Here is a 12147-nt window from a genome sequence, read left to right on the forward strand (position 1 = left end):
GGGGAGTTTCGAGAAAGGACGGCAGGCACCATGGCCGAAGGAACGCAGCGGCCGTTGCGAGCCGACGCGCGGCGCAACCGGGAGAAGATCCTCGCGGTGGCGGCACGGGAGTTCGCGACGGAGGGGCTCGGCGTCCACCTGGAGCGCATCGCCAAAGAGGCGGGCGTGGGCAGCGCGACGCTGTACCGCAACTTCCCCACCCGTGAAGCGCTGGTCGAGGCCGTGTACCGCAATGAGGTGGCCCAGCTGTGCGACGCGGCCCCCGCGCTGCTGGCGGCGAAACCGCCCTTCGACGCCCTGCGTGCCTGGGCCCGCCTCTTCCTGGACTACGTGGCCACCAAGTACGGCATGATCGACGCCCTGCGTGCCATCGCCGCGACGGGGGACAACCCGTACGGTGACAGCCGGGACATGATCCGGGCGGCCCTGACCGCCCTCATGGATGCCTGCGCGGCCGCCGGCACGATCCGCACCGACATCAGCCCCACCGACATCGGCGTCGCGCTCGAAGGCATCGCCCTCACCTCGGCGAGCCCCGAACGGCGCGAGCAGGCGGAGCGCCTGCTCGATCTCGTCCTGGACGGCCTGACGATCCGACCATGACGGTCGGCCCGCGCTATGACCCGGGGCCGGGGCAGCGGTCGAGGCGGGCCCGGACCGCGTCGGCGTCGCGGTGCTGGAGGTCCTCCAGGATGGCGAGGCCGCTGGTCCAGGCGGCCCGGGCGGCCTCGGTGTCGCCGAGGGCGAGGTGGGTGTCGCCGAGGTGGGTGTGGATCTCGGCCTGGAGGAAGTAGTCGCCGATCCGCTGCCGCAGGCGCAGCGACTCCCGGTAGGCCGGGAGCGCCTCGTGGTACTCGCCGAGGTGGTGGTGGACGAAGCCGATGCTGTCCCAGATCGAGGACTGGCCGGGCAGGTTGCCGGTGGCGCGGGCCAGGTCGAGGGCCTGCCGGCAGTAGGGGAGCGCCTCCCGCAGCTCGCCCTGCTGGGCCAGGTACCAGCCGATGCTGTTGAGGGCGAGGGCCTGCCCGGACGGGTCGTCGATGGACCGGAACAGCTCCAGGGCTCGGCGGGACTCGGCCACGGCCTCGGCGTTGGCCCGTTCCTCCCCGTGGGCGATGGCGAGGTCCAACTGGGTGCGGCCCTGGCGCGGCCGGTCGCCGAGCGCGTCGAACAGGCCGAGCGCCAGCCGCAGTTCGCGCTGGGCCTCGGGCTGGCGGTCCTGGGAGCGGTGCACCTGGCCGAGCCAGCGGTGGGCGTGAGCCTGGTGGCCGAGGTCCCCGGTGCGTTCGGCGGCGGCCAGCGCGGTCTCCCCGGCGCGCTGCCACTGCTGCCACAGCCCCGACTTGAGCAGGTACGGCACCTGGGCGCCGACCAACTGCCAGGCGTGGACGTCGGACCCGGCCCGGTGCGCGGAGTCGACGATCCGCTCCAGCACCGGCTGCTCCTCCCGGTACCAGGCGAGTGCCTGCCGCCGGTCGGCGAGCTCCTCGGGCGCCACCCCGGGGGCGGGCTCCGCGAGGCCGAGCGGCTGCCAGGCGGCGTCGTCCGCGTAGGCGAGGCAGGCGGCGCGGTCCGCGGTGTGGAGGTAGTGGTCGAGCATCCGCAGCGTCGCGTCGGCCTGCTCCGGCGGGGAGTCGAGGGCGGCGGCCTGTTCGGCGGCGTAGGCGCGCAGCAGGTCGTGGAAGGTGTACCGGTCCCGTTCCGGTGCGGCGATCAGGTGGGCCCGGTGCAGGTCCTCCAGCAGCGCGCGGGTCTCGGGCAGCGGCAGGCCCGCGAGGCTCGCGGCCGCCGCCGCGCTGATGTGCGGGCCGGGGTGCAGGCCGAGCAGCCGGAACAGCCGGGCGGCCCGCGGGGCCAGCGCCCGGTAGGACCAGGAGAACACCACCCGGACGTCGGCGTGGCTGTCGCCGGCCGAGAGGAGGTCCAGGCGCACCCGGGAGTCGCGCAGTTCGCGCGCCCAGACGCCGAGCGGGGTGTCGGGCTGGTCGGCGGCCCGGGCCGCGGCGATGTTCAACGCCAGCGGCAGCCGGGCACACAGCTCGATCAGCTCGTCGGCCGCCTCCTGCTGCTCCGCGACGACGGCGGCGCCCAGCCGGCGGGCGAAGAGTTCGCGGGCCTCGGCGGGGGAGAGCACGTCCAGGGGCAACGGGACGGCGCCGTCCAGGGCGACCAGTCCCGGCAGCCGGTTGCGGCTGGTGACCACGACCAGGCAGGTGTCGGAGCCCGGCAGCAGCGGGCGGACCTGCTCCGCCTCGCGGACGTTGTCGAGGACGATCAGGGTCCGGGTGCCGGCCAGCCGACTGCGCAGCAGCGCCAGCTGCCCGTCCGGGTCGGCGGGGACGCGCGGGGCCGGCACGCCCAGTGCGTCCAGGAAGCCGCGGGCCACGTCGGCGGCGGCGACCGGCGCCCTGGCCGGGTCGAAGCCGCGCAGGTTGGCGAACAGCTGGCCGTCGGGGAAGCGGTCGGCGACCCGGTGGGCGAAGTGCACGGCCAGGGTGGTCTTGCCGATGCCCGCGGTGCCGGCGATCGCGGAGATCACCACGGCGCCGCAGCCGGGCACGGCGTCGGTGCCGCCGCCGGGGGCGACGTCGGCCAGCAGTTCGTCGAGCAGCCGGAGTTCCCGGGCGCGGCCGGTGAAGTGCCGGATGGCCATCGGCAGTTGCTGGGGGCCGGTGGCGCCGGGCGTGCGGGTCGTGCCGGGCGCGGTCAGCGAGAGGGGCGGGAGGGACGGCGGAGCCGGGGCGTCCGGCGTCGCCGGGCCGGCGTCCCGGACGGCCGTCAGCCAGCGGGCGCGGGTGTCCGGGTCGAGGCCGAGCGCCTCGGCGAGCCGGACCACGGAGGACAGTCGCGGCCGGCGACCGCCCGCCTCCAGGGCGCTGATCGACCGGGCCGACACCCCGGAGCGGTCCGCGAGCTCGTCCTGGCTCCACCCCGCCGTCAGGCGTCGCTCCCGCAACAGCGCGGCGAAATCAGCAGCTCCCACCCAGTCCCCCCGGATCCTCGCGGACCCGTGCCGTCGCCCCGCCCGTCCGACCCGGATCGCGAACGAGAGTAGCCCCCCGCGGCCCAAGTGTCAGGTCAACGTCAGGTCAACGTCGTGGTCGGCTCCGCCGCACCGCCGGGAGGATGAACGCCGACGTGATCACACCGAGGAGGCACCCATGAACGCGCCCGCTCCGGCTCCGAGACGTCCGAGCAGGGGCCTGGTCAGGGCGGTGGCGGGCGCCGTGGCCGTCGCGACCCTCGGCAGCGCCGGCACCGTCGGGGCCTCGGCGGCCATTCCGTCGGCCGGCGGGCCGGCCCGGGCCGGAGCCGTCCTGGTCCGGGAGGTACGGACGGCGGACGGGGTGCTAGCCGTCGACCGGTCGACCGAGCCGCCGCAGCCGGCCTCGGGCGGCGGGTGCAGCGGCATCGACCCGCAGGTCTGCTTCAGCGTCGACGGCAGCGGCTTCTTCGTGCACGAGATGACCAACAGCACCCACTACGGATCGAGCACCTCGGCCGACATCAAGGTCAGGAGCCCGTCCGGGGTGGTCGTGGCGGAGTCGACGTTCTACGCGGTCGGCGGCAACTGGTACACCGTCACCTACGCCCCGAACGCCTATCTGGCCGAGGGCCGGTGGTGCGCCCTCAGCAACGCCAACGGCGGGGGGTACACCGGCACTTGTGTCGACGTGCACAACTGATCCGCCCGCCGACTCCGGCGCCGAGCCGCGGCCACGGGGGTGCCGCGGCTCGAGCCGGACCCTCTCGCCGTTCGGGCCGGACGGCGTTCACAGTCCGGGCCGGGGCCCGTTCACGGTTCGATCGGAGGCGTTCGCGGCCCGGCCGGACCCGTCGCGGGGTGCGCCGAACCCGATTCCGCCGCTGGTCGAACGGTGTCATGCTGACGCCATGACAGATCGCATCGACACCGCCCCGCCGCGCGACGGGGTGCAGGACGGGGGCCGGCAGCGGGAGTTGGCGGCGGCGACGGTGGGATCGGTGGTCGAGTCCTTCGACTGGAACATCTACGCCGTGCTCGCGCCCTACTTCGCCGCCGACCTCTTCGGGCACGGCAAGGGCGGGGTGAGCGGGGTGCTCGCCGCGTACGCCACCTTCGCGGTGGGCTTCGTGGCCCGGCCGATCGGCTCCTACCTGATCGGCCGGCTCAGCGACACCCGGGGGCGGCGCTTCGCGCTCAGCCTCGGCATGGCCGTCATCGCCGTCGCCAGCCTGGGCCTGGCCGTGCTGCCGGGGCAGCGGACCATCGGCGTCTGGGCGGCGGTGCTGGCCGTGGTGGTACGGGTGGTGCAGGGGCTCGCCTTCGGCGGGGAGGCGCCGAGCGTGGCCGCGTACGTGACCGAGACGGCGCCGCCCCGGCACCGCTTCGCGTTCAGCTCGGTCTCCTACGGCGGGATCATCCTGGGCTCGCTGCTGTCCTTCGGGGTGCTCACCACGCTGATCCACACCATCGGCAAGTCCGGCCTGGAGGACGGCGGTTGGCGCTGGGGCTTCCTGGTGGCCGCGCTGCTGGGGCTGGGCGCGGTGTGGGTGCGCCGGGCCGCGCCGGAGAGCGCCGAGTTCCACCGCGCCCGGGCCCGGGCCCAGGCGCAGCCGGGGGAGCGGCCGTCCTACCTGCGCACGCTGCGCGACCACCGCTGGGCGGTGCTCACCGTCTTCCTCAACACCCTGGGCGGCACGGTCGGTTACTACTTCGCGCTGACCTACCTGCCGCAGTACGCCGCCGCCTACCACGTCATCGACAAGGAGCGGGCGGCCTCCTTCATGACGATCGTGCTGGCCGTCGTGCTGGCCACCATGCTGTTCACCGGCGCGGCGGCCGACCGCTTCGGCCTGCTGCCGGTGGCCCGGATCGGTTTCGGGCTGCCCGTCCCGCTGGTGGGGTTCCTGCTGGTCGGGCTGCGCGGGGGCTGGCTGCCGTTCCAACTGGTGGCCGTGCTGCTGGGGATGATGGTGGCGACGGTGCTCGGCACCCTCAATGTGTTCACCGGCCTGCTGTTCCCGACCGAGGTGCGGGCGGTGGGCCTGGGCGTGGTCAATGCGGCCACCATCGCGGCCTTCGGCGGCACCTTCCCGCTGCTGGCCCAGTGGCTGGCCGACCACGGCAGGCTGGGACTGATCCCGTTCTACGTCACGGTCTGCACGGCGGGGCCCGCCTTGGGCCTGCTGACGGCGATGCGGGTGCCCTCGTTCACCGCCGCGCTGCGGGAGGCGGAAGGAGAGGTTCAGCGGACACCGGGAACCGCCTGACGGACGTTCACGTCCTGTGGTTGAGTGGGCCGGACCAAACGCCGGACGGGGAGGGGCGACTGTGGACGGCAACGGACCGGACAGCTGGCTGATCGAGGCCGACTTCGAGGAGCCGCCGCAGGCGGACCTGCGGACCGACCGGGCGCACTCCGCGCGGGTCTACGACTACCTGCTCGGCGGGAAGACCAACTTCCCGGCGGACCGCGAGGTCGGCGACCGGGTGCTCGCCGACCTGCCCGCCGCCCGGGCCGGAGCCACCGCCGCCCGGGCCGTGATGCACCGGATGGTCCGCCGGCTCGCGCAGCAGCACGGCGTCCGCCAGTTCCTGGACGTCGGCACCGGCATCCCCACCACACCGAACCTGCACGAGATCGTCCAGGCGGTGGACCCGTCCTGTCGGGTGGTGTACGTCGACAACGACCCGATCGTGCTGGCCCATTCGCGCGCCCTGCTCAGCAGCACCCCGGAGGGGCGCACCGCCTACGTCGAGGGCGACCTGCGCGAGCCGGAGGAGTTCCTGGCCGACCCGGCGGTGGCGGCCACCCTGGACCTCACCCGGCCGGTCGCGCTGACGCTGATCAACATCGTGCACTTCCTCTCCGACGAGGCCGCGTACCCGCCCGTCCGCAAGCTGCTGGACGCCCTGCCGGCCGGCAGCTTCCTCGCTCTGACCGCGGGTACGGCCGACAACGCGCCGGAGGCTGCCAAGGCGGGCGTCCAGCGCTACGCGGAGGCCGGGATAGAGGTCCACGCCCGCCCGCTCGCCGGGGTGGAACGTTTCTTCACCGGGTTGGAGCTGGACGACCCGGGCGTGGTCCTGATCAACCGCTGGCACCCGGAGCCGGGCGCGCCCTCGGCCGACGCCGAGGTCTCGGTGTACGGAGGTCTCGGCCGCAAGCCCTAGGGTCTGTCCGCTGTCGGGCCCGTGGCCCGTGGTCCCCGCTGGACGCGGACCACGGGCCACCGGTGTTCTCAGGCCGCGCCGGTGGAGTCCCAGGCGGCCTCGATCATCGTGAAGACCTCGTCCACCGCGCCCCGGGGGTCGTCCGCCTCGCGGGCCAGCGAGAAGGCGCCGACCACGAACCGGGCGATCGCCCGGCACGCCGTCGCGGACGGTACCGGGCCGGGCCGGCCGGCGATGGCGGCGGCCAGCGAGTCCGCGTGACGCAGCCTCATCGACTCCTCGTACTCCCGCAGGGCGGGTGAGCCGTCGATCATGCGCCAGATCGGGTCGGCGCCCTCCGCGGTGCAGTGGCGCACCATGGCGTGGATCTCGCGGCGCAGCGCGGGGATCAGCGGCTCGTCGGGCGAGGCGTCGGTGGCCGCCCGGGTGAGGCGCTGCTCGAAGTCCTGGTCCTGTTCGAAGACCAGCGCCTCCTTCGAGGCGAAGTGGGAGAAGACCGTGGTGACGGCGACGTCGGCCTCGGCGGCCACCTCGCGGATGCCCACCTCCTCGTACCCGCGTTCCAGGAAGAGCCGCAGGGCGGTGTCGGCGATCTTCTGGCGGGTCGCGGCCTTCTTGCGCTCACGGCGGCCGGTCGGCTCGGTCATGCGGTGATGCTACCAGGGAGGAAAATGCAACCGTTTCAAAACACTAACCGTTAGTGTTACGGTCTGGCGCATGAAGAAAGTGAGCTTCGCCGAGTTCGGCGGCCCGGACGTCCTGCACCTCATCGACGCCGAGAAGCCCCATGCGGGCCCCGGCCGGATCCGCGTCGCCGTACGGGCGGCGGGTGTGAATCCCGTGGACTGGCGGCTCCGCGAGGGCCAGGTGCTGGGGGCCCATCCGATCCGGCTGCCGGCCGGCGTCGGACTGGACGCCGCCGGGGTGGTGGACGAGGTGGGCGAGGGGGTCGAGGGTGTCGCGGTCGGCGACCACGTGTTCGGCGAAGGCGCCGACACCTACGCCGAGTTCGCCGTGCTGTCCGCCTGGGCCCGGATGCCCGAGGGCCTGACCTTCGAGGAGGCGGCGGGATACCCCTCCGTGGTGGAGACGGCGCTGCGCGTCATCCGCGAGGTCGGGGTGCTGCCCGGGCAGACCCTGCTGGTCAGCGGCGCGTCCGGCGGCGTCGGGTCGGCGGTGCTGCAGATCGCCCGGGAGCGCGGCATCGCGGTGATCGGCACGGCCGGGGCCGCGAACCAGGACTACCTGCGCGGCCTGGGCGCCACCGCCACCACGTACGGCGAGGGCTGGGTGGAGCGGGTGCGCCGGCTCGGCCGGGCCGACGCCGCCCTCGACCTGGCCGGGGCCGGGGTGATCCGCGAACTCGTCGAACTGACCGGCGATCCGCGGAGGGTGGTCTCCATCGCCGACCTCGGCGCGCCCGAACACGGTGTCCGCTTCTCCGGGGTGGCCGGGAGCGTACCGGCGGCACTGGCCGAGGCCGCCGAGCTGATCGCCCGCGGCAGGCTGCACATCCCGGTCGACGCCTGCTACCCGCTGGCCGAGGCGGCGGGCGCGCACATCGACAGTCAGGCCGGCCACACCCGTGGCCGCCGGGTCATCGTGATCTGACCGGCCGGCCGGCCGGCCAGCAGGCAGGCCGTCACCGCGCCATGGTGAGCCCGGCCGCCCCGGCGCCCCGGCTGAGCACCACCGTGCGGATGTGCTCCAGTGCCCGGGACCAGTCGGCGCGGCCGGGGTCGCGGCGGACGGCCTCGCGCAGGTCGAGCACCCGGTAGGGCGGGCCGAGGTCGGTGATCTGCGGCACGAACTCGGCCCGGCCGACCGTCCACCGCTGCCCGGGGCCGACGGGCGGGCTGACGGTGAAGCGGGCGATCGAACTCCAGTTGCCGCGCGGGTCCTCGGCGCCGTCGTAGCGGAACATGTGGCCGGCGAGCTGGTCGCCGAGGCCGTAGACCGTCCAGGTGTCGCCGAGCTTCTCGTAGGCCTGCGGGATGTGGGCGTGGGTGCCGAGGATCAGGTCGACGTCGGGGCGGCCCGGGCCCTGGCCGGCCGCGGACAGTTCGCGGGCCAGGGTGAGTTGTTGCTCGTCGGGGGTGTCCTGCCACTCGGTGCCCCAGTGGATGCTGACCACCACGAGGTCCGCGCCGTCCGCCCGGGCGGCGCGGGCGTCGGCGAGGATCCGGTCCCGGTCGATCAGGTTGACGGCCCAGGGCTCGCCCGGGGGCAGCGGGATGCCGTTGGTGCCGTAGGTGTAGGCGAGTTGGGCCACGGTCGCGCCGCCCGCGTGCAGCAGCGCGGGCCGCCCGGCCTCCTCGGCGGTGCGGGCGGAGCCGGTGTGGGCGAGGCCGACGGCGTCCATCGCGTCCAGGGTGCGGCGGATGCCGGCCGGGCCGTCGTCCAGGGTGTGGTTGGAGGCGGTGTCGCAGGCGGTGTACCCGGCGTCCTTGAGGGCCTTGGCGACCTGTGGCGGGGACTTGAACGCCGGGTACCCGGTGTACGGGCCGCCGTCGGCACCGTAGACCGTCTCCATGTGGCAGATCGCCAGGTCGGCGCCGCTGATCAGTGGTTTGACGCCGGCCAGCATGGCGGTGAAGTCGTAGCCGGCGCCGCCGGCGTCCTCCTTGGCCTGCTGGATGATCTCGGTGTGCGGGAGGACGTCGCCGGTGGCCACCAGGGTGAACGCGCGTGGGCCGGTCGGGGTGGGGGTCGGGCTCGGGGTGGCGGAGGCCGGTGGCCCGGGCAGCTGCGGGCCGCCGCAGCCGGGGAGGGCGAGCAGCAGGGCGAGGGCGGTGACGGCGGTCCGCCGGCGGGGCAGTGGCATGGTCGGCTCGTCTCACGATCGGACGGTGTGATCAACCCTCCGACTATGCGGGCCGCCGATCCGCCGGTCGTCCGCCCCACGCCCGCAGGTCACCCGGGGGGCTGTCGGGCCGGATTCGGTGACCATGTGTCACCCCCTGTACACGGTGCGCTCGATGTGCTGACATATCCACGTCAAAACAAGCCGAGGACAGCGGGCGGTGCGCCCGGACCGGCACCGCGCCGCCCTCCCGGCTCCACGGACGATCGAAGGGGAAGCCCATGCTGCTCCGCACCCTGGCCATCGGCGCCGCCGTCTCCGCCACCCTGGTCGGCTCCTCGACCTTCGGCGGCGACGCGCTGCCGACCCCGCCTGACCGGATCGTCATCGACGTCGCGACCGTCAACGGCTCCGGCTGCCCGGCCGGAACGGCCGCCGTCGCCGTCTCACCGGACAACACCGCCTTCACCGTCACCTACAGCAGCTACCTCGCCCAGGTGGGAGTGGGCTCCAGGCCGACCGACTTCCGGAAGAACTGTCAGCTCGACCTGCGGGTGCACGTCCCCCAGGGCTTCACCTACGCCATCGCCTCCGCCGACTACCGAGGCTTCGCCCACCTGGAGAACGGCGCGAGCGGCATCGAACGGGCCAGCTACTACTTCCAGGGGGACCCGGAGACCACCTACCAGAGCCACCGCTTCGACGGCCCCACGGACGACAACTGGCAGGCCACCGACACCGTCGACGTCGCCGCCCTGGTCTTCGCCCCCTGCGGGGAGGAGCGCAACTTCAACATCAACACCGAACTGCGGGTCGCCGCCGGGACCTCGGACCAGGCCCACACCACCAGCTTCATGACGATGGACTCGACGGACGGCAGCATCAACACCACCTACCACCTCGCCTGGAAGCAGTGCCCCTGATCCCTGGCCGGTCCCGGCCCCGGCGGAGCCCCGGCCGCCGGGGCCGGGGCGTGTCCGGGTCCGCTTCAGTCCGCGTCGCGCGGGGGCAACCACCGGGTGATCCGGTCGAACAGCTCGGTCAGCGGCTCGCCGATCTCCCGGCCGAACTCGGTGAGCCCGTAGCTGACCTGGGGCGGCGTCGTCGGCTCGACCTTCCGCCAGACCAGCTCGTCCTGGACCAGCACCCGCAGGGTCTGGGCGAGCATCTTCTCGCTGATGCCCTGGATGCTCTCGCGCAGCTCGTAGAACCGGAGGGGGTGGCGGCGCAGGGAGATCAGCACCCAGATGCCCCACCTGCTGGTCACATGGTCGACCACGTTCCGCGCGGGGCAGTCGGTGTGAAACACGTCATACCGGCCGATGGTCCCGACCGGGCTGTGCTGGAAGCCTTCTGTCACGCCATGAGCTTACTCAGAGGTATGTCCTTACGAAGAGTTAGTCCGAACTCCTAGCGTGAGGGCCATCTGAGGACGACATCCGACGAGGAGCTGATCATGATCGTGGTGACCGGGGCGACCGGAAACATCGGACGGCCGCTGACCCGGGCGCTGGCCGAGGCGGGCGAGCAGGTGACGGCGGTGTCACGGCGCGCGGCGGCGCTGCCGGACGGCGTCCGCCACCTGGCGGCCGACCTGTCCGGTCCGGCCGAGCTGAGGCCCGCGCTGGCCGGGGCGAAGGCGCTGTTCCTGCTGCTCTCGGGCGACCTCCACTCCACCGAGGCCGACCCGGCCGAGCACATCGGCGAGGCCGCGGCCGCCGGGGTGCGCCGGGTCGTGCTGCTCTCCAGCCAGGGCGTGGTGACCAGGCCGTTCGGCGCGACCCGGATCGCGATGCGCGGCCTGGAGGACACCCTGCGGGACTCCGGCCTGGAGTGGGCGGTGCTGCGGCCGGGCGGCTTCGCCTCCAACGCCCTGTGGTGGGCCGAGTCCGTCCGTGGCCACAGGCTCGTCGCCGCACCGTTCGGGGATGTCGGCGTACCGGTCGTCGACCCGGCGGACATCGCCGCCGTCGCGGCGGCCTGCCTGCTGGACGACCGGCACACCGGCGGCGTGTACGAGCTGACCGGCCCCGAGGTGATCAGCCCGCGGCAGCAGGCGCAGGCCATCGCCGCCGCCCTCGGCTCGCCCGTGACGTTCCACGAACTCACCCGCGAGGAGGCCAGGTCCGCCATGAGCCAGGCCATGCCGGCGGAGCTGGCCGACGACACCCTGGACATCCTCGGCGCCCCGAACCCGGCCGAACTGCGGATCAGCCCGGACGTGCGGCGGGTCCTCGGCCGCGCCCCGCGCCCCTTCGCGGACTGGGCCGCGCGCAACGTCGCCGCGTTCCGCTGACCGGGCGGGTGTCGTGGCTGGGCTCGCGGGCGGGTGCTCCGGGCGGGCTCCGACGCACCCGCCCGACGCACCCGCCGCGGCTGCCCGAGCAGGTCAGCCCTCGGTCTCCTGCCCCGCACGGTCGGTGACGGCCCGCAGCACGATGGCCTCCTCGGAGGCCGCGCCGGCCCGGAGGCCGCCCTGGGCCGAGGTGTCGACGAGCCGGACGCGCTTGTCGCCCAGCAGCTCGCAGGTGTTCCGGTCGAAGATCAGCTGCACCCGGTCCGTCCCGTCCTCGCCGGTCACCCCGATCCCGTGCCGCCCGAGCAGGTCGACGGCGTCGGGCACGACGGACACACCCGGGAGGGTGGCGACCGTTCGGCAGAACGCGGCCCCGACCGCGGGGGGCATCAGCTGGGTCGTCAGCAGGGACTCGGCCTCGCGGAAGGCGACGAGGTCCGGGTCCAGGTCCTGGTCCTTGCTGCTGCTCCCGGCCCCCGCGCGGAGCAAGGGCAGCAGCTTGTCCGGGTCGGTGGGCAGCGCCGCGAGGTACCGGTAGGTCGGCTCGGCGAGGCTCGGCGGCACGTTCTGCCGGTTGCCGCTGAGCTTCATCGTCCCGTGCCACGGATCGACGATCAGCCCCTCCGACCTGCCGTCGGCCGAGCTCCAGACCTTGCGTACGCAGGCCGACCCGCCGTCGATCCGCTCCACCGTCCGGGTGTGGACGAACTGGCCGTCCCTGACGTCCGGCGCGGGCCTGGCGGCCGCGGCCGTCGCCGCTTCGGCCAGCTCCTGGAGCGGGTCCTTGGTGGTCGGGCGCTCCGTCGGATCCGCCGAGGCGGTGGCGGCCGTGGCGGCCGTCGGGCTCGCCGAAGCGCTCGGGGCCGCCGCGCCCGCCGGGCAGGGCGCGGG

Annotated in this window: 12 protein-coding genes; 7 read left to right on the plus strand and 5 right to left on the minus strand. The window is 74.2% G+C overall.

Annotated features, from left to right (window positions below; all coding sequences use genetic code 11):
* Positions 1 to 30: 30 nt before the first annotated feature.
* Positions 31 to 603, plus strand: coding sequence for a TetR/AcrR family transcriptional regulator (locus ACFWIS_RS13140; RefSeq protein ID WP_380459497.1), 573 nt, complete (start codon positions 31 to 33; stop codon positions 601 to 603).
* Positions 604 to 616: 13 nt separating this feature from the next.
* Here ACFWIS_RS13140 and ACFWIS_RS13145 read toward each other — a convergent pair whose 3' ends face one another.
* Entirely contained in the window at positions 617 to 2983 is a 2367-nt protein-coding gene (locus ACFWIS_RS13145) for an ATP-binding protein (protein ID WP_380459499.1), read from the minus strand.
* A gap of 178 nt (positions 2984 to 3161) precedes the next feature.
* On the opposite strand from ACFWIS_RS13145, the gene ACFWIS_RS13150 reads away from it, so the two are divergent.
* The 3 genes from ACFWIS_RS13150 (at position 3162) to ACFWIS_RS13160 (ending at position 6157) form a co-directional block, all read left to right on the plus strand.
* On the plus strand, positions 3162 to 3686 hold the full coding sequence (locus tag ACFWIS_RS13150; protein WP_380459501.1) for a hypothetical protein: 525 nt from the start codon (positions 3162 to 3164) through the stop codon (positions 3684 to 3686).
* A gap of 208 nt (positions 3687 to 3894) precedes the next feature.
* On the plus strand, positions 3895 to 5253 hold the full coding sequence (locus ACFWIS_RS13155; RefSeq protein WP_380459503.1) for an MFS transporter: 1359 nt from the start codon (positions 3895 to 3897) through the stop codon (positions 5251 to 5253).
* Between the two features lie 61 nt (positions 5254 to 5314).
* Complete coding sequence (locus ACFWIS_RS13160; RefSeq protein ID WP_380459505.1) at positions 5315 to 6157, plus strand: SAM-dependent methyltransferase; 843 nt, start codon at positions 5315 to 5317, stop codon at positions 6155 to 6157.
* Positions 6158 to 6225: 68 nt separating this feature from the next.
* Here the strand turns inward: ACFWIS_RS13160 and ACFWIS_RS13165 are convergent, their stop codons facing one another.
* Positions 6226 to 6804: a TetR/AcrR family transcriptional regulator gene (locus tag ACFWIS_RS13165; RefSeq protein WP_380459507.1), complete on the minus strand. Its 579-nt coding sequence runs from the start codon at positions 6802 to 6804 to the stop codon at positions 6226 to 6228.
* A 70-nt stretch (positions 6805 to 6874) separates the two neighbouring features.
* On the opposite strand from ACFWIS_RS13165, the gene ACFWIS_RS13170 reads away from it, so the two are divergent.
* On the plus strand, positions 6875 to 7768 hold the full coding sequence (locus tag ACFWIS_RS13170) for an NADP-dependent oxidoreductase (RefSeq protein ID WP_380459509.1): 894 nt from the start codon (positions 6875 to 6877) through the stop codon (positions 7766 to 7768).
* 31 nt (positions 7769 to 7799) lie between these two features.
* Here the strand turns inward: ACFWIS_RS13170 and ACFWIS_RS13175 are convergent, their stop codons facing one another.
* Positions 7800 to 8981, minus strand: a complete 1182-nt coding sequence (locus tag ACFWIS_RS13175) for a CapA family protein (RefSeq protein ID WP_380459511.1) — start codon at positions 8979 to 8981, stop codon at positions 7800 to 7802.
* A 260-nt stretch (positions 8982 to 9241) separates the two neighbouring features.
* On the opposite strand from ACFWIS_RS13175, the gene ACFWIS_RS13180 reads away from it, so the two are divergent.
* Positions 9242 to 9883, plus strand: coding sequence for a DUF4360 domain-containing protein (locus ACFWIS_RS13180; protein ID WP_380459513.1), 642 nt, complete (start codon positions 9242 to 9244; stop codon positions 9881 to 9883).
* A 65-nt stretch (positions 9884 to 9948) separates the two neighbouring features.
* On the opposite strand, the gene ACFWIS_RS13185 is transcribed toward ACFWIS_RS13180, so the two are convergent.
* Positions 9949 to 10320: a winged helix-turn-helix transcriptional regulator gene (locus tag ACFWIS_RS13185; protein WP_380459515.1), complete on the minus strand. Its 372-nt coding sequence runs from the start codon at positions 10318 to 10320 to the stop codon at positions 9949 to 9951.
* Positions 10321 to 10416: 96 nt separating this feature from the next.
* On the opposite strand from ACFWIS_RS13185, the gene ACFWIS_RS13190 reads away from it, so the two are divergent.
* Positions 10417 to 11256 carry an SDR family oxidoreductase gene (locus ACFWIS_RS13190; protein WP_380459517.1) on the plus strand — a complete coding sequence of 280 codons (840 nt, stop codon included), beginning with the start codon at positions 10417 to 10419 and terminating at the stop codon, positions 11254 to 11256.
* 93 nt (positions 11257 to 11349) lie between these two features.
* Here ACFWIS_RS13190 and ACFWIS_RS13195 read toward each other — a convergent pair.
* The coding region (locus ACFWIS_RS13195; protein WP_380523852.1) for a CU044_5270 family protein at positions 11350 to 12147 on the minus strand (798 nt) is incomplete at its 5' end.

It is taken from the genome of Kitasatospora sp. NPDC127060 (assembly GCF_042724935.1).
Lineage (GTDB): Bacteria > Actinomycetota > Actinomycetes > Streptomycetales > Streptomycetaceae > Kitasatospora.

Bases quoted from the DNA above. Each gene is read 5' to 3' on its own strand.
- ACFWIS_RS13190 (WP_380459517.1), top strand. From the start codon at position 10,417: ATGATCGTGGTGACCGGGGCGACCGGAAACATCGGACGGCCGCTGACC.
- ACFWIS_RS13165 (WP_380459507.1), bottom strand. From the start codon at position 6,804: ATGACCGAGCCGACCGGCCGCCGTGAGCGCAAGAAGGCCGCGACCCGC.
- ACFWIS_RS13180 (WP_380459513.1), top strand. From the start codon at position 9,242: ATGCTGCTCCGCACCCTGGCCATCGGCGCCGCCGTCTCCGCCACCCTG.
- ACFWIS_RS13175 (WP_380459511.1), bottom strand. From the start codon at position 8,981: ATGCCACTGCCCCGCCGGCGGACCGCCGTCACCGCCCTCGCCCTGCTG.
- ACFWIS_RS13140 (WP_380459497.1), top strand. From the start codon at position 31: ATGGCCGAAGGAACGCAGCGGCCGTTGCGAGCCGACGCGCGGCGCAAC.
- ACFWIS_RS13155 (WP_380459503.1), top strand. From the start codon at position 3,895: ATGACAGATCGCATCGACACCGCCCCGCCGCGCGACGGGGTGCAGGAC.
- ACFWIS_RS13170 (WP_380459509.1), top strand. From the start codon at position 6,875: ATGAAGAAAGTGAGCTTCGCCGAGTTCGGCGGCCCGGACGTCCTGCAC.
- ACFWIS_RS13150 (WP_380459501.1), top strand. From the start codon at position 3,162: ATGAACGCGCCCGCTCCGGCTCCGAGACGTCCGAGCAGGGGCCTGGTC.